21 protein-coding genes and 1 pseudogene are annotated in these 21,959 nt (G+C 67.4%); 4 read left to right on the top strand and 18 right to left on the bottom strand.

All coding sequences use genetic code 11. The features are described 5' to 3' along the window. Positions 1 to 593: pseudogene (locus tag AWC27_RS30825) on the top strand (hypothetical protein); the annotation flags it as partial. 97 nt (positions 594 to 690) lie between these two features. Here the strand turns inward: AWC27_RS30825 and AWC27_RS05970 are convergent. After that, complete coding sequence (locus AWC27_RS05970; RefSeq protein ID WP_085669630.1) at positions 691 to 1,428, bottom strand: acyltransferase; 738 nt, start codon at positions 1,426 to 1,428, stop codon at positions 691 to 693. 147 nt (positions 1,429 to 1,575) lie between these two features. Here AWC27_RS05970 and AWC27_RS05965 point away from each other — a divergent pair, with 147 nt between their 5' ends. Then, positions 1,576 to 2,877: an outer membrane protein assembly factor BamB family protein gene (locus AWC27_RS05965; protein WP_245846867.1), complete on the top strand. Its 1,302-nt coding sequence runs from the start codon at positions 1,576 to 1,578 to the stop codon at positions 2,875 to 2,877. A gap of 3 nt (positions 2,878 to 2,880) precedes the next feature. Here the strand turns inward: AWC27_RS05965 and AWC27_RS05960 are convergent, their stop codons facing one another. The 15 genes from AWC27_RS05960 to ctaD form a co-directional block, all read right to left on the bottom strand. Beyond that, positions 2,881 to 3,561: an esterase gene (locus AWC27_RS05960; protein ID WP_085669629.1), complete on the bottom strand. Its 681-nt coding sequence runs from the start codon at positions 3,559 to 3,561 to the stop codon at positions 2,881 to 2,883. A gap of 70 nt (positions 3,562 to 3,631) precedes the next feature. Next, positions 3,632 to 4,816, bottom strand: a complete 1,185-nt coding sequence (locus tag AWC27_RS05955; RefSeq protein WP_211281569.1) for a THUMP-like domain-containing protein — start codon at positions 4,814 to 4,816, stop codon at positions 3,632 to 3,634. After that, entirely contained in the window at positions 4,813 to 5,793 is a 981-nt protein-coding gene (locus AWC27_RS05950) for a class I SAM-dependent methyltransferase (RefSeq protein ID WP_085669627.1), read from the bottom strand. Before AWC27_RS05950 ends, AWC27_RS05955 begins: the two co-directional genes overlap by 4 nt. 10 nt (positions 5,794 to 5,803) lie before the next feature. Then, positions 5,804 to 6,532, bottom strand: a complete 729-nt coding sequence (locus tag AWC27_RS05945; protein WP_085669626.1) for an enoyl-CoA hydratase — start codon at positions 6,530 to 6,532, stop codon at positions 5,804 to 5,806. Next, on the bottom strand, positions 6,520 to 7,353 hold the full coding sequence (locus AWC27_RS05940) for an NUDIX hydrolase (RefSeq protein WP_085669625.1): 834 nt from the start codon (positions 7,351 to 7,353) through the stop codon (positions 6,520 to 6,522). The genes AWC27_RS05945 and AWC27_RS05940 overlap by 13 nt, the downstream gene beginning before the upstream one ends. Next, entirely contained in the window at positions 7,350 to 8,183 is an 834-nt protein-coding gene (locus AWC27_RS05935) for an ABC transporter ATP-binding protein (protein ID WP_085669624.1), read from the bottom strand. The genes AWC27_RS05940 and AWC27_RS05935 overlap by 4 nt, the downstream gene beginning before the upstream one ends. Before the next feature lie 66 nt (positions 8,184 to 8,249). Continuing rightward, complete coding sequence (locus tag AWC27_RS05930) at positions 8,250 to 9,731, bottom strand: hydrogenase large subunit (protein WP_425437472.1); 1,482 nt, start codon at positions 9,729 to 9,731, stop codon at positions 8,250 to 8,252. Continuing rightward, the gene (locus AWC27_RS05925; RefSeq protein ID WP_085669622.1) at positions 9,728 to 11,197 is read right to left on the bottom strand and encodes a proton-conducting transporter transmembrane domain-containing protein; all 1,470 of its coding nucleotides are present in this window, start codon (positions 11,195 to 11,197) and stop codon (positions 9,728 to 9,730) included. Before AWC27_RS05925 ends, AWC27_RS05930 begins: the two co-directional genes overlap by 4 nt. A gap of 1 nt (position 11,198) precedes the next feature. Further along, positions 11,199 to 11,861 (bottom strand): hypothetical protein, encoded by a 663-nt coding sequence (locus tag AWC27_RS05920; RefSeq protein WP_085669621.1) that lies wholly within the window; start codon positions 11,859 to 11,861, stop codon positions 11,199 to 11,201. A 6-nt stretch (positions 11,862 to 11,867) separates the two neighbouring features. Then, positions 11,868 to 12,818, bottom strand: coding sequence for a respiratory chain complex I subunit 1 family protein (locus tag AWC27_RS05915; RefSeq protein ID WP_139836793.1), 951 nt, complete (start codon positions 12,816 to 12,818; stop codon positions 11,868 to 11,870). 5 nt (positions 12,819 to 12,823) lie between these two features. Next, complete coding sequence (locus AWC27_RS05910) at positions 12,824 to 14,809, bottom strand: proton-conducting transporter transmembrane domain-containing protein (RefSeq protein WP_085669619.1); 1,986 nt, start codon at positions 14,807 to 14,809, stop codon at positions 12,824 to 12,826. After that, positions 14,806 to 15,285, bottom strand: coding sequence for an NADH-quinone oxidoreductase subunit B family protein (locus tag AWC27_RS05905; RefSeq protein WP_085669618.1), 480 nt, complete (start codon positions 15,283 to 15,285; stop codon positions 14,806 to 14,808). Before AWC27_RS05905 ends, AWC27_RS05910 begins: the two co-directional genes overlap by 4 nt. A 13-nt stretch (positions 15,286 to 15,298) precedes the next feature. Then, positions 15,299 to 15,640 (bottom strand): ArsR/SmtB family transcription factor, encoded by a 342-nt coding sequence (locus AWC27_RS05900; RefSeq protein WP_085669617.1) that lies wholly within the window; start codon positions 15,638 to 15,640, stop codon positions 15,299 to 15,301. Positions 15,641 to 15,734: 94 nt separating this feature from the next. Then, positions 15,735 to 16,952, bottom strand: a complete 1,218-nt coding sequence (gene serB, locus AWC27_RS05895; protein WP_425437471.1) for a phosphoserine phosphatase SerB — start codon at positions 16,950 to 16,952, stop codon at positions 15,735 to 15,737. Between the two features lie 43 nt (positions 16,953 to 16,995). Further along, the gene (ctaD, locus tag AWC27_RS05890; RefSeq protein ID WP_085669651.1) at positions 16,996 to 18,741 is read right to left on the bottom strand and encodes an aa3-type cytochrome oxidase subunit I; all 1,746 of its coding nucleotides are present in this window, start codon (positions 18,739 to 18,741) and stop codon (positions 16,996 to 16,998) included. A gap of 146 nt (positions 18,742 to 18,887) precedes the next feature. Here ctaD and AWC27_RS05880 point away from each other — a divergent pair, with 146 nt between their 5' ends. Together AWC27_RS05880 and AWC27_RS05875 are read left to right on the top strand one after the other, a co-directional pair. Beyond that, on the top strand, positions 18,888 to 19,982 hold the full coding sequence (locus AWC27_RS05880) for an iron-siderophore ABC transporter substrate-binding protein (RefSeq protein WP_085669652.1): 1,095 nt from the start codon (positions 18,888 to 18,890) through the stop codon (positions 19,980 to 19,982). Between the two features lie 136 nt (positions 19,983 to 20,118). After that, on the top strand, positions 20,119 to 21,159 hold the full coding sequence (locus AWC27_RS05875; protein ID WP_085669615.1) for an NAD(P)-dependent alcohol dehydrogenase: 1,041 nt from the start codon (positions 20,119 to 20,121) through the stop codon (positions 21,157 to 21,159). 15 nt (positions 21,160 to 21,174) lie between these two features. Here the strand turns inward: AWC27_RS05875 and AWC27_RS05870 are convergent, their stop codons facing one another. Together AWC27_RS05870 and AWC27_RS05865 are read right to left on the bottom strand one after the other, a co-directional pair. Beyond that, positions 21,175 to 21,525 (bottom strand): DUF3349 domain-containing protein, encoded by a 351-nt coding sequence (locus AWC27_RS05870; protein WP_085669614.1) that lies wholly within the window; start codon positions 21,523 to 21,525, stop codon positions 21,175 to 21,177. Then, positions 21,522 to 21,875, bottom strand: coding sequence for a DUF3349 domain-containing protein (locus tag AWC27_RS05865; protein ID WP_425437470.1), 354 nt, complete (start codon positions 21,873 to 21,875; stop codon positions 21,522 to 21,524). The genes AWC27_RS05870 and AWC27_RS05865 overlap by 4 nt, the downstream gene beginning before the upstream one ends. Positions 21,876 to 21,959 lie beyond the last annotated feature (84 nt).

Below are 21,959 nucleotides of genomic sequence, written 5' to 3'. Positions count from 1 at the left end.
GCTTCAGCGGCCAGCACGGCGGCAACGGCGGAGCCGGCGGGGCCGGCGGGGCCGGCGGCTCGATGTCCGGCAACGGTGGCAACGGCGGGTCCGGCGGCGCCGGTGCGTCCGGCACCAATGCCGCCAATGGCGGCACCGGCGGCAACGGTGGCAATGGCGGCGGCAGCATCGCCTTCAGCGGCGGCAGCGGCGGTGGCGGCGGCGCCGGTGGCACCGGCGGCAACGGCGGCAATGGGGGCACCGGCGGGGCGGGTGGCAGCGGCGGGTCAGCCGCCCACGGCATCGGCGGCGATGGGGGCATCGGCGGCTCCGGCAGCTCCGGCGGTTCCGGCGGGACTGGCGGCAACGGCGGCAATGGAGGTAACGGCGGCGAACCCGGCAACGGCCTGAACAGCGCCGCGGGCAGCGCGGGCGCGGCGGGCCAGGGCGGCAACGGCGGGGCCGCCGGTGGCGGCGGGGCCGGCGGAGCCGGCGGCGTCGGCACAAACGGTAACGGTCTGGCCGGCCTTTCGGGTGGGATGGGCGAGGCTGGCCTCGACGGGGCATTAGGCAAGGCGGGCAATGCTGGCAAGCCCGGCATCCCCCCAGGCTAGTGGCGAGCTAGATGGTCAATAGCCAACCGCCGCAACGTAACCCACGACACCCGAAACTTCGGCGGCAACCGGCGCGCCGACCTGGAAACGTCAGCCGTCAGTGAGCGGCCTTCTTGCGTTCGATGTCGGCCAGTGCGGCGGCCAGCTCGGCGCGCTGCGCGGCCGAGGTCTCCCAGGACAGCTGCCGGTTCTTGACCACCTTGGCCGGTGCGCCAACCGCGATGGAGTAGTCCGGGATGTTGCCGCGCACCACGGCATGCGAGCCCAGCACGCAGCCCCGCCCAACGTGGGTGCCGCGCAGCACCGTCGCCTTCACTCCGATCCAGGTGTCGGGTCCGATCCGGACCGGGCTCTTGATGATGCCCTGATCCTTGATCGGCAGCGTGATGTCATCCATCCGGTGGTCGAAATCGCAGATGTAACACCAGTCGGCCATCAGCGCGGACTCACCGAGCTCGATGTCGAGATAGCAGTTGATGACATTGTCGCGGCCCAGCACGACCTTGTCGCCGAACCGCAGTGAACCCTCGTGGGCGCGGATGGTGTTCTTGTCCCCTATGTGCACCCAGCGCCCGATCTCGAGCTGCGCCAGTTCGGGTGTGCAGTGGATCTCCACGCCCTTACCCAGAAACACCATGCCGCGAGTGATGATGTGCGGGTTCTGCAGTTTGAACTTGAGCAAGCGGTAGTAGCGCACCAGGTACCACGGGGTGTAGGCCCGATTGCGCAGCACCCACTTCAGCGAGGCCAGCGTGAGGAACTTGGCCTGGCGTGGGTCCCGCAACTGCGATCCACGCCACCGCCGATGCAGCGGCGCGCCCCACATGCTCGTCATGGCCCGAAAGCTTAGCCGGGCGACGCAGCGCCGGGACGGCGGGCCGTGGAGCGGGCGGACGGCTTGGGCGAGGCGCCACGGGTTACCCTCACCTGTACTCGATCGCTGAGGATCGTTGAAAGGATCCGAACCCTGCGACCACATCAAGTGCTTGCCCGACGTCTACTGGCGGCCGTTTTCGCAGCTGCGCTCACGATCGGGCTGGGCGGATGCGGCAACACCGATTCCTGGGTCGACGCCTCCCCCGCGTTAGGCTGGCCCGCCCCCTACGGCGATGCCGCCAACAGCAGCTATACCAATACGGCCGGTGCCACCAAGCTCACGTTGCGATGGACGCGTTCGGTTAAAGGAAGCCTCGCGGCCGGGCCGGCGCTGACGCCGCGCGGCTATCTCGCCCTCAACGCCCAGACGCCCGCCGGATGCTCGCTGATGGAATGGGAGAACAACGACAACGGCCGGCAGCGTTGGTGTGTCCGGCTGGTGCAGGGCGGCGGTTTCGCCGGTCCGCTGTTCGACAACTTCGACAACCTCTATGTTGGTCAGCCCGGCGCTATCGTCGCTTTCCCGATCACCCAGTGGACGCGCTGGCGCCAGCCCGTCATCGGGATGCCCACCACGCCGCGGTTTTTGGGGCATGGCCAGCTGCTCGTCACCACCCACCTGGGACAGGTGCTGGTCTTCGACGCCCACCGCGGGATGACCGTCGGAACCGCGCTGGATCTGGTGGAAGGCGTCGACCCCAAGGACGCCACCCGAGGTCTGGCCGACTGTGCGCCGGCCCGACCCGGCTGCCCGGTCGCGGCCGCCCCCGCCTACTCGGCGGCCAGCGAGACGGTGGTGCTCGGCGTCTGGCAGCCGGGGGCGCCGGCCGCCGGGCTGGTCGCGCTGAAATACCACCCCGGCCAGACCCCGCTGCTTGTCCGCGAGTGGACCAGTGACGCCGTCGGCGCCGGAGTGATCAGCAGCCCGGTCTTCTCGGCCGACGGCATGACGGTCTACGCCAATGGCCGCGATCAACGGCTGTGGGCACTCAACGCCGCCGACGGCAAAGTGAAATGGTCGGTTCCGCTCGAATTTCTGGCGCAGACGCCACCCGCGGTCACTCCCCAGGGGCTGATCGTGTCCGGGGGTGGCCCCGACACCCGGCTGGCGGCGTTCCGCGACGCCGGCGACCACGCCGATCCGGCTTGGCGGCGCGACGACGTCACCCCGCTGTCGACGGCCAGCCTGGCCGGCGCCGACGTCGGCTACACCGTGGTCAGTGGGCCAGTCCACGAAGGCGGGCCCGGATTGTCACTGCTGGTCTTCGACCCCGCCAACGGCCATACGCTCAACAGCTACCCGCTGCCCGCGGCCACCGGATATCCGGTCGGGGTGTCGGTGGGCACCGATCGCCGCGTGGTGGCGACTACCAGCGACGGTCAGGTGTACAGCTTCGCCGCGGCCTGACTCCTAGATCGCCAGCGGCGGGATCGCGGTGCGTGGGACTTGGACCTGGGTGGCTCCGGCAAAGGACGGCAACAGCTCGCCCTGGGCGAAGTAGAAGATCAGCTGGTCGTCGGTGATGGCGAAGTTCTGGTAGTTGGTCGGGTCGCGGCCCGCGCCGGGCGAGATCGCGACTCCCAGCCCGGTCTGGTGTTCCAGCTCGCGCTGCACGATCGGGAAGATGGTGTCCAACGGGGTGGTGTTCGGCGCGAAAAGCGTGTCGAAGGTGATGGGCGCCTTGGTGCCGAGGTTGTAGTTGAAGGTCTTGTACCAGGTCGTCGGATGAGCTCCGCCGAGGTCCTGGAAGAACTTGAGCACCACGCTGCGGGTGTTGTGCGGCGGCTGACCCGCGCTGTGCTGTTCGGTGGTGGCGTCCATCTGATAGGGCTGGTCACGGTGGCCGGAGCCCTTCGCGACGTTGACGAAACCGTCGCGGTTCTGCGTGATGTAGTCGGTCAGCGCCTGCTGGTCGGGGTAGTCGACCGGGAAGACCAGGTCCAGCGTGTACGTCGAGCCCGAGGTGTGGACGTGGCACATCTGAGCCGCCTCGACACTGCCGCCCAGGCTGGCACAGGTTGGGGGCGCGGCGGCCGCCGGCCAGGCCAGCAGAACGGCGGGGGCCACCGCGGCCGCTATCAGATAACGCATCGTCGGAATTGTCCTCGCAGACCAAGAAGGCATGTGTCTATAAGATAATCGCCGTCAGCGTACCCAAGCGTTACCGCGAGGGACAGCAAACGTAGGCCGTCGCGCGGCCGGTGGTTCGCGAGCCGATGCGGGTGACGACCACCGACAGCGCTCGGCTACCCCGCAACCGCAGTCGCCGGCGCAGCTCGTCGGGGTCCACCCGGACACCGCGGACCAGGACTTCCAGCGCACCGCAGTCCAGCCGATTCAGGGCTTGCCGCAACCGGCGCTCGTCGAATGCCAATTGTTCGAGTACCTCGAACCCGCGTACCGCCGGCGGCAGCCGGTCACCGGACAGGTAGGCGATGTCGGGGTCGAGTTGCCACAGGCCGTGCCGGGCGCCGTAGTGGCGGACCAGACCGGCCCGGACGACCGCGCCGTCGGGATCGACGATCCAGCGTCCGGCGGGCCGCACCGGGCAGTCGTCGGGATCGGCGTCGGTGACCTGTTCCCCACGATCGAGCAAGGTCGCGCGCCGCCGCGCACCGGCCAGTCCAGCTGACCACAAGCACGCCTCCCGGACCGACCCGCGCAACGACGTCACCTCGACCTCGCCATCAAAGCCGAGCCGACTCAACTCATCGAAATCTATTCCAGGAGAACACTTTACGACCAGATCCCGGCCCCGGTAAGCGGCCAGCAGCGGGCCGAGGCCGGGCTGGTAGTCGGCCGGACGCATGCGTCGGCGGCCATTGCTGCGCCGCGCCGGGTCAACGACGACGACCGTGTCGCGGGTGACCGGGCGCAGCGCGTCGGCGCGGCACAGAGCTACCCGCCCATCGGCGACGCCCAGGTTGTGGCGCGCCATCGCCAGGCGCACCGGGTCGATGTCGCTGCCAACCACCCGCGCAGCCGTCGCGCGCAAGGCAGCCAGTTCAGTACCGATCGAGCAAGTCACATCGTGTACGACGAGCCCGGCCAGCCGTGTGGCCCGGTGCGCGGCCACCTGGGCCGCAGTGGCCTGCTGCAGCGCCTCGTCGGTGAGCAGCCAATCGCAGGCGTGAGCGCCCAATTTATCGGCGGCCCGGCGGCGCAGCAGCGTCGTCTCCACCAGGATCGGCGCGCGGTCACCGAAACGGGCGCGCGCCGTGGCGGTGTCGGCTATCCGGGTGGCGTCGGTCAGCGCGAGTGCGGCGACCTCCCGAAGTGCAGCTGTGCCCGCCTCCGACCGCAGATAGCCGACGTCGTCGGTGGTGAAGGCGAGCCCGACACTCAGGAGGGTTTAACCCCGGTGACCATCACGTTGTAAAACCAGCCTTTGGGCGCCACCCGTCGCCAGATGTTGGCGTCCACCCAGCTCAGCGTCTTCCAGCCGCCGAACGCGAACCGCGCCCAGCCCCAGCCCAGTTTGCCGGGCGGAACGGTCGACTCGAAGGTGCGCACCGGCCACCCGAACATTGCCGCGGTGAACTCCTCACTGGCCGTCTCGACCTGCACCGCGCCGGCATTAATGGCCATCTGCTCGAGGTCTTTCGGCTCGAAAGTGTGCAGGTCGACGATCCACTCCAGGGCCGCGGCCCGCGAGTTCTCGTCGATCTCTGCTTGTGGGCGCCGCCAGGCGCCCAGACCCGGCAGCTTCACCACCCGGATGGTGGTATTCCAGGTCAGGTCCGCCAACGTCCGGGCATACCGGTTGCCGACGGTGGTCGGTTCCCCGGCGAACACGAACCGGCCGCCCGGCTTGAGCACCCGGATCACTTCCCGCAGCGACAGCTCGACGTCGGGGATGTGATGCAGCACGGCGTGCCCCACGACCAGGTCGAAGGTGTTGTCGTCGTAGGGAATGCCTTCGGCGTCGGCGACGCGGCCGTCGATGTCCAGGCCCAGCGCCTGCCCGTTGCGGGTCGCGACCTTGACCATGCCGGGTGAGAGGTCGGTGACCGACCCGCGCCGCGCGACGCCGGCCTGAATGAGGTTGAGCAGGAAGAACCCGGTACCGCAGCCAAGTTCCAGGGCGCGGTCATAGGGCAGTTCGCGGATGACGTCATCGGGCACGATGGCGTCGAACCGGCCCCTGGCGTAGTCGACGCAGCGCTGGTCGTAGGAGATCGACCACTTGTCGTCGTAGCTTTCGGCTTCCCAGTCGTGGTAGAGCACCTGGGCCAGCTTGCTGTCGTGCCGGGCGGCTTCCACCTGCTCGGCAGTGGCATGCGGGTTGGGCGCCGCGTCAGCGGGGATTTGCGTCCTCGTCATGCAGGGCAGCCTAATCGCCGCTGCCGTCGGCCCTGTCGGTAGCTCTGAACACAGCCCCGCTAACTGCGTTGATCGCCGCCTTGGCTGCGGCCAGCGCATGCGGCGGGCCGTCCAGGAAGCGCCGAGCCCACGTCGCGGCGGCGTCGTAGACGTCGTCGGGGGCCACCATCTCATCGATCAGGCCCAGCGCCAACGCCTCCTCGGCGTCGAAGAAGCGTCCGCTGAACACCAGTTCCTTGGCCCTACTAGGCCCGGCCGCGCGGGTCAGCCGGGCCATGGCGCCGCCGCCGGGCACCATGCCGGCCAGGATTTCGGTGGCCCCGAACTTGACGTTGTCGCCGCTGACCCGCCAGTCGGCGGCCAGCGCCAGCGTGAGTCCGGCGCCCAGCGCATACCCGGTGATGGCGGCCACGGTGGGCTTGGGGATGGCCGCGACGGCGTCGACGGCCGCTTGGCGCACCCGCGTCGCGGTTTCGGCCTCCGCGGCGTTCAGCGTCTGCAGCTCGGGCATGTCGTCACCGGCGGAGAAGATCTGGTGGCCACCGAACAGGATCACCGCGGCCACGTCGTCGCGGCGGCCCAGCTCGGCCGCGGCGGCCACGATCTCGCGGTACATCTGGCGGGTCATCGCGTTGGTGGGCGGTCGCGACAGCAGCAACATGGCCAGGCCGGCGTCCTGTGAGCCGTCGCTGACTACGACGCTGACGAACTCACTCGCCCCGCCGGTCAAAAAGGCCATCCCGTCGCCCCGCCCGCTATCCGGGCCTCGTTGTAGCGGTCGGAGTCGAAGAACTCGATCTCCCAGTTGTCGCCCCGCTGGGTGAGATTGGGCTGCACCGGGACGATCTGACGCTCGACGGCCAGCACGTCGGCGACGGTGCGGCCGGCCAGCGAGTCCAGCTGCGTCCAGGTCGGCGGCAGCAGGATGTTGCGCCCGGCGGCGAAGTCGTCGAGTGCGTCGCGCGGCAACGCCCAGTCGGCGCGGTCGGATTCGGTGTTCTCGCCGTCGGCGCGCTGGCCCTCCGGTAGCGCACCCACAAAGAAAAAGGTGTCGTAGCGCCGGGTCAGTTCGGCTTCGGGGGTGACCCAGTTCGCCCATGGGCGCAGCAGATCGGACCGCAGCACCAGGTTTTCCCGGCGCAGGAAGTCGGCGAAGGACAGCGACCGGTCGGCCAGCTGGGCGCGCGCGTCGCCGTAAACCGCGGCGTCACCGACAATGCTGTTCGGTGCCGAAAGCGATTGGCCGGCCGGCCCGGCGAACAGCACACCGGATTCCTCGAACGTCTCGCGGGCCGCGGCGCACACCAGCGCCTCGGCCAGGTCCGGTTCGATGCCGAACCGCTGCGCCCACCACTGCGGCGGCGGCCCGGCCCAGGCCCCCCGGCCCATCAAGTCGCTGTTGCGGTCGCGGTCGTCGACTCCCCCGCCCGGGAACACCATTACCCCGCCGGCGAAGTCCATGCCCCGGTGCCGGCGCATCAGAAACACCGAGAGTTCGGTAGCGCCGTCGCGCACCAGCATCACGGTGGCCGCCGGCCGTGGGGTCAACGGTGTGTTCATTGCTGCCTCCGATGGGCTGCGCGGGTGCGAACCCGCCGGGCGAAGTACCGCCCGTCGACCACATCGAGCGCGATCTCCTGGCCGAACGCGGTGGACAGGTTTTCAGCGGTCAGCACGTCGGGCAACAGGCCCGAGGCAACCACCTCGGCCTCCGACAGCAGCAGGCAGTGACTGAAGCCGGGCGGAACCTCTTCGACGTGATGGGTCACCAGCACCAGCGCCGGCGCATCGGGATCAGCGGCCAGATCGGCCAGCCGCGCCACCAATTCCTCCCGGCCGCCCAGATCCAGGCCCGCGGCGGGTTCGTCGAGCAGCAGCAGCTCCGGGTCGGTCATCAAGGCCCGCGCGATCAGCACTCGCTTGCGCTCACCCTCCGACAGTGTCCCGTAGGTTCGGTCGCCCAGATGCTCGGCTCCCAGGCTTTCCAGCATGTCGGCGGCGCGCCGGTAGTCGACCTCCTCGTAGCGCTCGCGCCAGCGGCCCAGCACCGAGTAGCCGGCCGAAACGACCAGGTCGCGCACCACTTCGTCGGACGGTATGCGCTGCGCCAGAGCTGAGGAGCTCAGTCCGATGCGCGCCCGCAGCTCGCTGACGTCGACGCGGCCCAGCCGTTCGCCGAGCACGAAAGCCACCCCGGAGGACGGGTGCTCGGAGGCCGCTGCGATCCTCAGCAACGACGTCTTACCGGCGCCGTTGGGGCCGATAATCACCCAGCGTTCATCGAGTTCGACGGCCCAATCCAGCGGTCCCACCAGCGTGCGCCCATTGCGCCGTAGGGAGACGTTTCTGAAGTCGATCAGCAGGTCGGGATCGGCCGCGGCTTCGGGCACCCGATTATCGTGCCGTACCGCAACGCCGCGGCGGCTTCCGGGTGGGGTGAGTGCCGCTGCTCACCGTCACAGATCGTTGCCCGCATAGGACAGATTGAAGCTTTTGTTGGCCAGCGGGAAGTCCGGGACGATGGTGTCGGCCATGGCCACCGGTAGCGCCGGCCAGTTGAACCACGAGGGGTCGACGATCTTGCATCGGGTGATCGCCCCGGCGGTATCGACCTCGACCCGGTGCACGATGGTGCCGCGCCACCCCTCGACGATGCCGATCCCCGAGCTCGCCTCACCGGGAATCGGTGCCGACGAGTTGAAGTCAACCGGGCCGCTGTGACTTTCGATGAGCGCACAGGCAAGCGCGACCGACGCGGCGAATTCGTCGCGGCGGATTGTGTAGCGGGCCAGTACATCACCTCGGGTGCTGACGGTCGGGACCACCGGCAGTTCGACCGTCGGGTGGTCAAGGCGTGCGTCGGTGCTGATGCCGCTGGCGCGTGCGACATAGCCCAGACACCCCAGGGCGTGGGCGTCGTCGCGGCCGAGTACCGCGGTATCGGCGAACCGGTCGTAGACCACCGAGTTGCGCAGCGTCAGGTCGCTTATCTCGGCGACGTCGGCCGCCACCTCCCGCAGTTCGGCGGGGTCCGGAAGTTGTTGTAGCACAACGCCACCGGGCCGGATTGCGCCGCGCAGCAGGCGGTGTCCGGTGACGCAGTTGTTGATTCGTAGCAAGCGCTCGCGAACGCGCTGGGCGTGCGCGTTGGGTAGAGCAAAGGCGACATCGTTGGCCAGCGCGCCCAGATCGGCCGCGTGGTTGTAGAGGCGCTCCAGTTCGACGAGTAAAGCCCGCAGCCGGTGCACCGGTTCGGGCACCTGGATGTCCAGCGCATCCTCGATGGCCAGGCTGTGCGCCAGCCCGTGGGCGGCCGAACTATCGCCGCTGATCCGCTCGGCGAGTTCGGTCGCGGCGGTGGCAGCGCGCCCCTCGAAGAGCTTTTCGATGCCCCGGTGTACGAACCACAGTCTTGCTTTGAGCCTCAATACCGATTCACCGATTACCGAGAAGCGAAAATGCCCCGGCTCGATCAAGCCGGCATGCACCGGCCCAACCGGGATCTCGTAGACTCCGGGACCCTCGACGGTCAAGAACGGGAAACGCCCCACGGTGGCGAACTGGGGGGGCCGCCCGGCGTCGCGGCGCATCGGATGCCAGTCTTGCGGCCAGTGTCCGTGCTTTACCAGTCGCCGTGGCTGCGGATGCCCCACTGGCACAACCCCGTAGAGATCCATCATCTCCCGCTCGAAGCGTCCCGCGGGAATCGACAAGTGCCCCAACGACGGAACCGACGGGTTGCTCGAACACGTGGTCAAGGTCAGCTCAACGCGCCGCTCCGGCTGCCCCGCCAGCAGCACGTATACGATCCGCACGGCATCGCCTTCGTCGTGTGCTGCCACCAGCGCCAGCCGATGGCCGGTGTCCAGCAACGCCGCTACGGCCCCCGCAAATTCGTCGTGAGAGATATTGTGGCTCAGCGTGTTACACCGCATTATCCGGCTCCGAACTGACCGGCGGCGGCGGTGAACAGCCCAGCGAGCGGGCCTGCCGTCACACCCAGAACCAGTGACGCAACCACGCCAGTCACCAGCGCACCCGCCACGGTTGCCGGAACGACGATCGACGGCGCGTCGGCGCTTGCCACCCCGAGCAGGATTCGCCGCGAATTGCTCACCAGCGCAGCAAAAGCCACCACCATCATCAACAACGCGGCACCCAGCACCCAGGGCAGCCCGGCATTGGCGAGCGAGCGAGCGATCGACAGCTCGCTGGCGAACATGGCGAACGGGGGCAGCCCAAGCAGAGCCACCACGCCGACCGCGAACGAGACACCGATCAGCCGCGACCGGGACAGCACGGCCGTGATGTCGCCGATGGCCGTCGAGTCGTGTGCGGCCTGCAACTGCCCGCCGGCCAGGAACAACACCGTCTTGCCCACACCGTGGGCAAACACGTGCAGCAGCAGGGCCGCAATCGCCAGCTTGGTGCCGGCGGCTGCCGCCACCGCGATCAATCCCATGTTCTCCATCGACGAATAAGCCAGCATCCGCTTGAGATCCGTTGTCACAGTGAGCAACAACGCGGCAACCAGCACTGTCGCCAGACCAACCGTCAACAGGCCGGCGCGCAGGAAACTCGCTCCCGTGGCCGCATCAACAATCGGCCGCAGCCGGATCAGCACCGAGAAGGCAACCGACAGCAACACCCCGCTCATCAACGCCGAAACGGGCGCCGGCGCCTGGCTGTGCGCGTCGGCGAGCCAGCCGTGGAATGGGACCAGGCCGACTTTGGCCCCGTATCCGATCAGCAAGAGTCCGCCGGCCAGCCGGGCAACGGCCGGATCGAGATGGGCCGCGCGAGCCGTCAGGACATCGAGGTTGAGCGCGTTGGCACCGTCGGCTCCGGCGTGCCGGGCGGCGAAGTACAACAACACCGTGCCCAGGAACGCGACGGCAATACCGACCGAGCAGATCACCACGTACTTCCAGGTGGCCTCCAGCGCGGTACGGGTGCGCCGGTGCCCCACCAGGAACGCGGTGATCACCGTGGTGGCTTCGACGGCCACCCAGATGACCCCGATGTTGTTGGCCGACACCGCAACAGCCATAGCGGCCAGGAAAGCGGGCGTCAGCGTGCCGTACAGGCGCGCGTCGCGGCGATCGGTGTGGCCGTGCTCGAGTTCGGTATCGATATAGCCGATGCTCGCCCAGGTCGCCAAGGTGCCGACGACGCCGATGACAATGAGCATGGTCACCGAGAGCGCATCCACCCGCAGCACGCCACCTAGCACGACGTGTGGCCCCGTCCCCAGAACACCAAGCATGACGGCGGATCCGAGCACGGCTAACGCCGACAGCACGGTCAGCACCGAAGTCCAGCGGCGCCAGCCGGCGACCAGCGCGACGGCAGCGGCGCCGAGCGGCGCCAAGACCGCCACCAGAATCAGGCCAGACGTTGACATCTCAATCTCGCAATCGCTGCAGCCGGTCGAGGTCAGTGCCACCGAACATCCGCCGCAGCCGACCGGTCAGCACGCCGAGAACAATTACTGCGAACAGCGCGTCCAGCGAGGCGCCCAGTTCGACGATCAGCGGCACCCCGGCGGTCAGCAGGAACGCGGTGGCGGCAATCCCGTTGTCCAGCATCAGGAATCCCGCGGCCTGTGAGATGGCATGCCGCCGGGTCACCATGACGAACAGCGCGATCAGCACGACCGCCAGACCCGCGGGCGCAGCACTGGTCGCAGGGCCGCGGGCCAGGTTCACGACCGGCCGGGTGACGGCGAGCGCGACCATCGTCAGGGCGGCCGCGATCAGCAGCGAAGCGGTGGTGTTGACCAGCGGCGTCGCCTCGCGCTGCTCTGTTTGCTCGGCACCCAGGGCTCGGGCCAGCAGCCACGGCAACATCACCGCCCGCAACGCGAACAGCGCGAGTCCGATGCCGATCAGCTCCCAATCATGGTTGTGCACACCGAGAATCATCGGAATCGCGGCCAGCGCGACGCCCTGCGCCGCGAGCAGCCGAACGATCGAACGCAGGTCGCGCCGCCAGACGATCAGCACCGCGGCCAGCACCAGCCCGCCCGGGGCCAGGTCCAGCACACCCACGTAATCGAGGTCAGTCATCAGTAGTTACCCCTGCGCCGCAAAGAAGTTCGCCGACGTAACCGCCAGCAGGGCCAACAGGAAGGAACCCGCCAGTAGTTCGGGCACCCGGAACAATCGGAGCTTGGCGAGGAAGACTTCCGCGCCGGCCAGCACGACGGCCAGCAGGGCGACCTTTGCGCTGACGGCCACGACTCCGATCCCGACGCCGATCAGGCTCGGCCGGCTGTCGGCAATCCCCCAGGGGACGAACAGGTTCGCCAGCAGTGCCAGCAGCACGGTAAGTCGCATCGCGCTGGCCCACTCGACGAGTGCGAGCTTGGGTCCGGCGTATTCGAGCACCATCGCCTCGTGCACCATGGTCAATTCAAGGTGCGTCGCCGGGTTGTCCACCGGCAGCCGGCCGGTCTCGGCGACCACGACGATCACCAGGGCGACCAGGGCGAGGATGCCGGACAACGAAATCACCACACTCGGGTTGCCGAGCGTAAACGCAACGATGGCACCGAGATTGGCGGAGTCAGCCGGGATAGAGAGCGCAAAGACGGCCAGCAGGATGGTCGGCTCGACCAGGGCGGCGATGGTGATCTCACGGCTGGCGCCCATGCCGCCGAACGAGGTGCCGGTGTCGATACCGGCCAGCGTCAGCGCGACGGTGCCCAGAAACAGCAGGCCCACCACGGTGAACAGATCGGCGACGGGGTCCAGCGGCGAACCCGTCGCGGCCAGTGGGGCGATCGCGGCGATCAGTAACGTCGTCGCCGCCACCACCACCGGGGCAGCCGCGAACACCAAAGTGGTGCCTTCGGGCCTGATCTGCTGCTTACGCAACTGCTTGCGCAGGTCGCGCCACGGCTGCAAAATACCGGCACCGCAACGTCCTTCGGACCTCGCGCGGATCTGTCGCATCAGGCCGACGATCAGCGGGGCTCCCACCACTACCGCGCCGATCTGTGCCGCACCGGCCACCATGGACATCACGTTCATCGCGCCACCACCAGGACGATGAGCACGCCGAGTGCGCCGTAGCCGAGGTACAGATGCACACTTCCGTTGTGCGCCCGCCGAACCACTTGTGCGCAGCGTGCGACGGCCTGCAGGACTGGAGCGTAGACACGGTCCTCGACGGCGTCGGCCACGTTGGCGCGGTAAGCGATCTTTTCCACGTGATAGCGCGTCTCCTCCAGGTGCGTCACCTCGATGCCGGTGTCAGGGCGCAGCACGTCGTCAAAGACCCGCTGCAGCGGCTGGCCGAAAGACGTCGCCGTGTATTGCATGCGTGACGTGAGTTCATCTGCGCCGCAAGCCCATAGCGGCGAAGTCGCCGGCTCCGGGCGGTGACGCGAGCCCCACCTGGTCAGGCCCGCCACGATCAGCACGGCCACGACGATGGCGGCAGCCAGCAGGACCGGCGCGATCGAACCGTTGACACCCGGCAACCGCAGCACCGTGCCAAGACCGGTGAGATCAGCGTTGCTGGACGGCGGGAGGGTTCTGAGCACCGCCTGAAGCACCCCGACGGCGGCACACGGGGCCACCGCGACCACGACGCATCCGAACGCCGCAACCGCCATCCCGACCCGCATGCTGACCGGCGTTTCCGTTGCCCGCAGCGCCCCTTCCGAGCGCGCCCGGGCCAGGAAACCGGTGCCGAACGCCTTGACCATCGCGGCCACACCCAAACCCGTTGTCAGCGCGACGGCCCCGACCCCCAACGGCGTCATCAGACCCACCAAGGTGTCGTGGTGCGGTCGGGCGTGAATCAGCGATTGCACCAGCAACCATTCGCTGACAAATCCCGCCCCCAGCGGCAATCCCGAGGCGCCCAATGCTGCGATGCCGAAAAATGTCGTGGTGAAAGGCATTCGGCGGGCAAGTCCGCCCAGCCGGTCGAGGTCACGGTGCCCGGTCGTCACCAGAACCGAACCCGCGGCCAGGAATCCCAGACTCTTGAATGCGGCGTGTGCCACCAGATGCAACAACGCCGCGGTCATAGCGATGACGGCCGCCGCACCGGCACCGGCGGCCGATGACAATGTGGCCGCGCCGAGCGCCAGCGTGACCAGGCCCATGTTCTCGATCGTCGAGTATCCGAGTAGCCGCTTGAGATCGGCGGCCACCGACGCCTGCAACACGCCGTATACCGCCGAGACGGCGCCGACGGCGAGCAGGACCCCGCCCCACCACCGCGGCCCCGGGCCGAGCAACTGCAGATCGACTCGGACGATCCCGTAGATGCCGAGATTGACCATCGCCGCGCTCATCAGCGCTGAGACCGGGCTGGGTGCCTCCGGGTGAGCCCGCGGCAGCCACGCGTGCAACGGCAACAGGCCTGCCTTGGAGCCGAATCCGGCCAGCGTCAGCGTGAATACCGCGGTGCGCACCCCACCCGAAACTCCGGTCATATCGGCCATCTCGGCGAACCGGTCCGTGCCGGCCGCCGCGGCCAGCATCATCAACCCCAGCAGAATCCCGGCAAATCCCAGTTGCGTCATTACCGCGTAATAGACCGCGGCGGAACGGACTTCGGCGCGGCGATGATCCGTTGCCAGCAAAATCAGCGAGGTGAGCGCCATCAGCTCCCAGAACAACAGGAAGCTGGGCACCGATCCCGCGGCCGGCACCAACAGCATCGCTGCCACGAACAGCGGCAGGGTTACCTGCGCGACCGCGCCCAGTCGCTCGCGGCGCGCGTACCCGATGCTGTATACGCCGACAGCGACAGCGACCGCTCCTGTCAGCGCCATGAAGAACCCGCCTAATCGGCTGACTTCCAGGTCCACGCCACTGAGCGGCAGCAGCCACCCGGCCTGCGCCCGCGGCAGCGCGCCGAACACTCCGGCGAGTCCCAAGCCGGCTCCGGCAGCACCGATCGCCGTCGTTGCTCCACCGCTTAGCAGATGCCCGATTTCGTTGCGGCGCACTGTATCCGAATGATGGGCGGGTGCGGCCGCGATGGTCGCCGTCACCTGCCGGTCACCGCGCGCAGGGCCGCCACCACCTGGTCGGGTGAGGGTGGACATCCCGGAATCTCGACATCGACTCCGATAACCTCGCCAACGGAGCCGACCACGCCATAGGCGTCACCGAACACACCGCGGTTGAGCGCACAGTCACCGCAGGCGATCACCACCCGGGGCTGCGGTGTGGCGGCCAAGGTGTTGCGCAGCGGCTGAGCCATATTCCGGGTGACAACCCCGGTGACGAGCAGCGCGTCCGCGTGCCGCGGGGACGCTACCAGCCGGGCCCCGAATCGTTCGGCGTCATACACCGGCCCGAACGCGCCGGAGATCTCGACCTCGCAGCCGTTACAGGACCCGGCGTCGACATGGCGGATCTGCAGCGAACCGCGCACCCCGGCCGGTGCGGCGACCGTTTGTGCGGGGGCCGCGCCGGCCTGTTCAGCGACGCGGCCAAGCCGCAGGATTCTGTTGATCCACCCCATGTCGCCGCACCCACTACCTGTCCACCGGGACGCCGGCGCGCAGGTCCTCGAGCATCGCGACCTGGCCGGTGAGCATTCCGGTCAACACCCGCCGGGCCACGGCCATCAGTTCGGTGATCAGCGGTGAGGTGATCGAGTAGATCACCGTGTTGCCGTCTTTGCTTGCGGTGACCACGCCGGCGCGCCGAAGTACGCCAAGCTGTTGGGAGAGATTGGATGACTCCAGACCCACCTCGGGCAACAGCTCAGCAACCGTGTGATCGCGCTCGCAGAGCAGTTCGAGAATCCTGATCCGGGCCGGATGCCCGAGCGTCTTGAAGAACTCGGCCTTCAGCTTGTACAGCGGCTCCGACACCCGACCCTCACTTAACACTTTGCAAACTTAACGATTGAAGAATTTATCATATTTTGGACAGCAGTGGCTTCCGGCAAGGACTCGCAGTAGTTGATTACTCGGCGGGTATTTCGACGCGGCGCAATATGCCGTCGGCGGCGTCGGCGGCCTCGATCTCCCCGCGGGTCATACCCAGCAGGAAGAGCACCGTGTCCAGATACGGATGGCTCAACGACGCGTCGGCCACCTCACGCAGCGCCGGCTTGGCGTTGAAGGCGATCCCCAGACCGGCGGCTATCAGCATGTCGATGTCATTAGCGCCGTCGCCGACCGCGACGGTCTGCTCCATCGGCACTCCGTACTGTTCCGCGAAGGCCCGCAGCGCAGTGGCCTTGCCAGGACGGTCGACAATTGTTCCGACGACCCGCCCGGTGAGTATGCCGTCGACGATTTCGAGCTGGTTAGCGGCAACGAAGTCCAGCTTCAGCTCCTCGGCGAGGGGTTCGATGATCCGCCGGAAGCCGCCGGAGACCACGCCGCACCGGAAACCCAACCGCTGCAGCGTGCGCAGCGTGGTGCGTGCGCCAGGCATCAATTCGAGTTGCTCGGCGACGTCGTCGATCACGCTGGCAGGCAGGCCGGCCAACGTGGCCACGCGTTGTTCCAGCGACTCCGCGAAGTCCAATTCGCCACGCATTGCGGCCTCGGTGATGGCCGCGACCTTTCCCTCGGCGCCGGCCCGGGCCGCGAGCATCTCGATGACCTCGCCCTGAACCAGGGTCGAGTCGACATCGAACACGATGAGCCGTTTGGTGCGCCAGGCCAGCCCGTAGTCCTCGACGGCGATGTCGACGTGCTCGTTGGCCGCGACCTGGGTCAGGGCGGCTTGCAACAGGCCGTCGACGCCGGGCGGCACCGAAACCCGTAATTCCAGACCGGTGACGGGATAGTCGGAGATGCCCCGGATGAAGTCGATGTTGACGCCTAGGCTGGCCACTTCCCTGGCCACCGCTCCGAAGGCCCCCGCGGTGATCGGACGGCCCAGCACGAAAATGGTGTGGGTCGAGGGCTCTTGGATGACCGGCAGGTCGTCGCTGCGCTCGATCGTGACGTCGAGACCCTTTTCGTGGATTGCGACGGCGACGTCATTGCGCAGCTCAGTACTGTCAGCGACTTCCAGCGCACACAACACCAAAACACCCAGCGTGAGCCGACCCCGGATGACTACCTGTTCGACGTTGAGCAGCTCGACCCCGTGGCGGGAGAGCACTTCGAAGAGGGCAGACGTTACACCCGGCTGATCGATGCCGGTGACCGTGATCAGTACCGACACGTTGGGTGACGCGGTCACCCGCGACTGCCGCCGATCCAAACGATCAAGAGCGAACGCTCACGTCGTCGGCCCGAGTCACGTCGTGGCCCTCGTGTCCATGTGCCCTGCCCACATGGGACTCGGCGCGCATTCGCTCCACCATGTGGGGATAGTGCAGCTCGAAGGCGGGACGCTCCGAGCGGATGCGGGGCAGCTCGGTGAAGTTGTGCCGCGGCGGCGGGCAGCTGGTCGCCCACTCCAGGGAGTTGCCGTACCCCCACGGGTCGTCGACGGTCACCACCTCGCCGTAGCGCCAGCTCTTGAACACGTTCCACACGAACGGGAACATCGACGCGCCAAGAATGAAGGCCCCGATCGTCGAAACGATGTTCAGACCCTGGAAACCGTCGGTGGGCAGGTAGTCGGCGTAACGGCGCGGCATCCCCTCGTCGCCCAACCAGTGCTGCACCAGGAACGTGGTGTGGAAGCCGATGAACGTCAACCAGAAGTGCAGCTTGCCCAGCCGTTCGTCGAGCAGGCGACCGGTCATCTTCGGGAACCAGAAGTAGATGCCGGCGAACGTGGAGAACACGATGGTGCCGAACAACACGTAGTGGAAGTGTGCGACCACGAAATAAGTGTCGGTGACGTGGAAGTCCAGTGGCGGACTGGCCAGCAGCACGCCGGTCAGACCGCCCAGGAGGAAGGTGACCGCAAAGCCGATCGAAAACAGCATCGGTGTCTCAAAGGTCAACTGGCCTTTCCACATGGTGCCGATCCAGTTGAAGAACTTGATCCCGGTCGGCACCGCGATCAAGTACGTCATGAAGGAGAAGAACGGCAGCAGGATGGCGCCCGTGGCGAACATGTGGTGCGCCCACACCGCTACCGACAGCGCGGCGATCGACAGCGTCGCGTAGACCAGCGTGGTGTAGCCGAAGATCGGCTTGCGGGAAAAGACCGGGAAGATCTCCGAGACGATTCCGAAGAACGGCAGCGCGATGATGTACACCTCGGGGTGGCCGAAGAACCAGAACAGGTGCTGCCACAGCAGGACTCCGCCGTTGGCCGGGTCGTAGACGTGGGCCCCCAGGTGACGATCGGCCGCGAGCCCGAACAACGCCGCGGTCAGCAGCGGGAACACGATCAGCACCAGGATGGACGTCACCAGGATGTTCCAGGTGAAGATCGGCATCCGGAACATCGTCATCCCGGGAGCCCGCATGCAGACCACGGTGGTGATCATGTTGACCGCACCGAGGATGGTGCCCAGACCGGCGACCGCGAGACCCAGGATCCACAGGTCGCCACCGGCGCCCGGCGAATGGATGGCGTCGCTGAGCGGGGTGTACGCGGTCCAGCCGAAGTCGGCGGCACCGCCCGGGGTGATGAAGCCGGCCATCGCGATCGTGGCACCGAACACGAACAACCAGAACGAGAAGGCGTTCAGCCGCGGGAAGGCCACATCAGGTGCGCCGATCTGCAGGGGTAGCACCAGATTGGCGAAGCCGAAGACGACCGGGGTGGCATAGAACAGCAGCATGATCGTGCCGTGCATGGTGAACAGCTGGTTGAACTGCTCATTCGACAGGAACTGCAGCCCGGGCGCGGCCAGCTCGGTACGCATCAACAACGCCAGCAGCCCGCCGATGAAGAAGAAGATGAAGCAGGCGACGCAGTACATGATGCCGATCAGCTTGTGATCGGTCGTGGTGATCAGTTTGTAGACGAGGTTCCCTTTGGGACCGGTCCGCGCCGGGAACGGGCGGACTGCTTCGAGTTCTCCCAACGGGGGCGCTTCGGCTGTCAACAGCTCCTCCAAACATCCATCCCGGACAGGGCGGCTTTACCCATTAATGACTGGAATCTTAGCCCTCGATTGCGACAGCGGCAGGCCAGGTCCTACAAACTGTCGTAAATGCCTGGAGCAGGGTGGCCGGTGTTACCGTCGGACGCGTGTCTTTCGGCGGCAGGCGGTCCACTTTGTTCAGCGCCGCAGCAGCAACTGTGCTCCTGACCTGCAGCGGTTGCGGCTCGGATCAGCCGCCTGGCAGCGCGGCGCGCTCGGTCGTCACCCCCACCACCCAGATCGCCGGCGCCGGGGTGCTGGGCAACGACCGCAAGCCGGACGAGGCCTGCGCGCGTGACGCGGCCGCCGCCGATCCCGGGCCGTCCACCCGGCCCGCGCACAACGCGGTGGGCGTCAGCCCCGACGTCGCCCAGGTGCCGGCCGACCCGCAGCGCATCGTGGTGCTCTCCGGCGATCAGCTCGACGCGCTGTGCGCGCTCGGCCTGCAGTCCCGGGTGGTCGCCGCCGCGATGCCGGATGGATCTTCGACTCAGCCGTCATACCTGGGTAAGGCGGTGCACGACGTACCCGGAGTGGGCTCCCGCAGCAATCCCGATCTGAACGCGATCGCCGCCGCACACCCGGACCTGATCCTGGGCTCGGTGGCATTGACGGCGAAGCTGTACCCGCAGCTGGCGGCCATCGCGCCGACGGTGTTCACCGGAGCGCCGGGGGCGGCGTGGGAAGACAACCTGCGTGGTGTCGGGGCCGCGACGGCCCGCGGGACCGCGGCAGACGAGTTGATCAAAGGGTTCGCGCAGCGGGCTAAAGACGTTGGTGTAAAGCATGACGCCACCCACTTCCAGGCATCGGTGGTCCAGCTGACGACCAACACCTTGCGGGTATACGGGGCCAACAACTTTGCGGCCAGTGTGCTGACGGCGGTGGGAGTGGACCGGCCCGCCGCACAACGATTCACCGATAAGGCCTATATCGAGTACGGCACCAGCGACGCCGACCTGGCCAAGGGGCCGGACTTCGCCGCGGCCGACGCCGACATCATCTACGTGTCGTGCGCATCGCCGGCTGCAGCCGAGCGCGCAGCCGCGGTCCTGGACAGCGATCCCTGGCGACGGTTGTCCGCCAACCGCGACAATCGAGTCTTCGTCGTCAACGACGAGATCTGGCAGACCGGCGAGGGCCTGGTCGCGGCCCGCGGCGTCGTCGACGACCTGCGCTGGATCAACGCGCCGATCAACTAGGTCGCTGTCGTTGACCAGAGCCGACAGTCGTGCCGGGTCATAAGCTGATGCTCGGGGAGCCACCAGCCCAATGCGCCTAAGAAATTTAACTTGGCTAAGCTTTTTACGACGCAACTGAAACCGCAGAGAGATTGTCATGACCACTGTTTCCGCATACGCGGCCACCTCGGCCACCGAGCCGCTGGCCAAGACCACCATCACCCGTCGCGACCCCGGACCGCACGATGTGGTGATCGATATCAAGTTCGCCGGCATCTGCCACTCCGACATCCACACGGTGAAAGCCGAATGGGGCCAACCGAATTACCCCGTCGTCCCCGGCCACGAGATTGCCGGGGTGGTGAGCGCCGTGGGCTCCGAGGTGACCAAGCATAAGGTCGGCGACCACGTCGGCGTGGGATGTTTCGTGGACTCCTGCCGGGAATGCAGCAGCTGCCAGCGCGGGATCGAGCAGTACTGCAAGCCGGGCGCCAGCTTCACCTACAACTCGATCGGCAGGGACGGCCAGCCGACTCAAGGCGGCTACAGCCAAGCGATCGTCGTCGACGAGAACTACGTGCTGCGGATACCCGCCGCGTTGCCGCTGGACGCCGCGGCACCGCTGCTATGCGCGGGCATCACGCCGTTTTCACCGCTGCGGCACTGGAACGCCGGGCAGGACACGCGGCTGGCGATCATCGGCTTGGGCGGGCTGGGCCACATGGGCGTGAAGCTCGGCGCGGCGCTGGGCGCCGAGGTTACGGTGTTGTCGCAGTCGCTCAAGAAGATGGAAGACGGCCTGCGCCTGGGCGCCAGCAACTACTACGCGACCTCCGACCCGGACACGTTCAAGAAGCTGCGCGGCAGCTTCGACCTGATCCTCAACACGGTCTCGGCGAACCTTGATCTGAACCAGTACCTGAACCTGCTCGACGTCGACGGCACGCTCGTCGAACTCGGCATTCCCGAGCACCCGATGGAAGTGCCGGCGTTTGCACTGGCACTGATGCGGCGCAGCCTGTCCGGGTCCAACATCGGCGGGATAGCCGAGACCCAGGAGATGCTGGACTTTTGCGCCCAACACGGCGTCACGCCCGAAATCGAGGTCATCGAACCGGATTACATCAACGAGGCCTACGAGCGCGTATTGGCCAGCGACGTGCGCTACCGCTTCGTCATCGACATTTCGAAGCTGTAGAAGCTATGGGAGCCCCTAAGCACCGGGTTCGCCGACGGTGATCCCGGCCAGCGGCCAACCTGCGGCGGCCAGCACCCCTGCCACCCGCTGAATGTTTTCCGGGCCGGCGTCGTAATGCGTTACCTCAGAGATGAATTCGGCGATCTCGTCTCGGTTGATCACACCGTCGGCGGTGGCCGTTGAACCCGGCGCGGTGATATCGCGCACCACCTGCCTGATCTGCTCCTCGGTAAGCGGTGTGGCGCGCAGCAACGCCAACAACGGCACCCGGTCGGGGCCTGGGACGCCCTCGGGGTAGCCGGCCCGCAGCCATCGCAGCACGGAACTGAAGAAAGCCGTTTTGCCCGTGGCGGCGGTGGAGGTCATGCGGTTACCGCCGGCTCTGCGGCGTCTCCGTTGACGAAATCGGTGATACCGGCCAGCGGCCAGCCGGCGGCCGCCAACTTGGCCGCCACCCGGGCAACGCTTTCCGGACTTGCGTCGTAGTGCGTCATGTCCTCGATGAAGTCCGCGATCACGTCGCGTTCGGGCTCGTCGTCCTCGGCTTCCTCGTCGATGGCGTCGACGGCGTCCTCGATCTCATCCTCGGTCAAAGGCGTACTGCGCAGCAGTGCCAGCAGCGGTAGGCGGTCGGGTCCAGGAACGCCGTCGGGATAGCCGACTTGCAGCCAGCAGACCACGGACCGAAATAGGGCAGCCGTAGAAGAAGGGGTTATCGCCACGCCATTAGTTTCACGGCGCCCGGATAGCGGCGCCACCATCGCGGCGCGGCATTGGTGACAATTCACGTGTCGTTCACG

Origin of the sequence: Mycobacterium szulgai, from assembly GCF_002116635.1 — a bacterium.
GTDB lineage: Bacteria > Actinomycetota > Actinomycetes > Mycobacteriales > Mycobacteriaceae > Mycobacterium > Mycobacterium szulgai.
The sequence above is the reverse complement of the archived record's forward strand: the minus strand, read 5'-3'. Positions and strand labels throughout refer to the sequence as shown.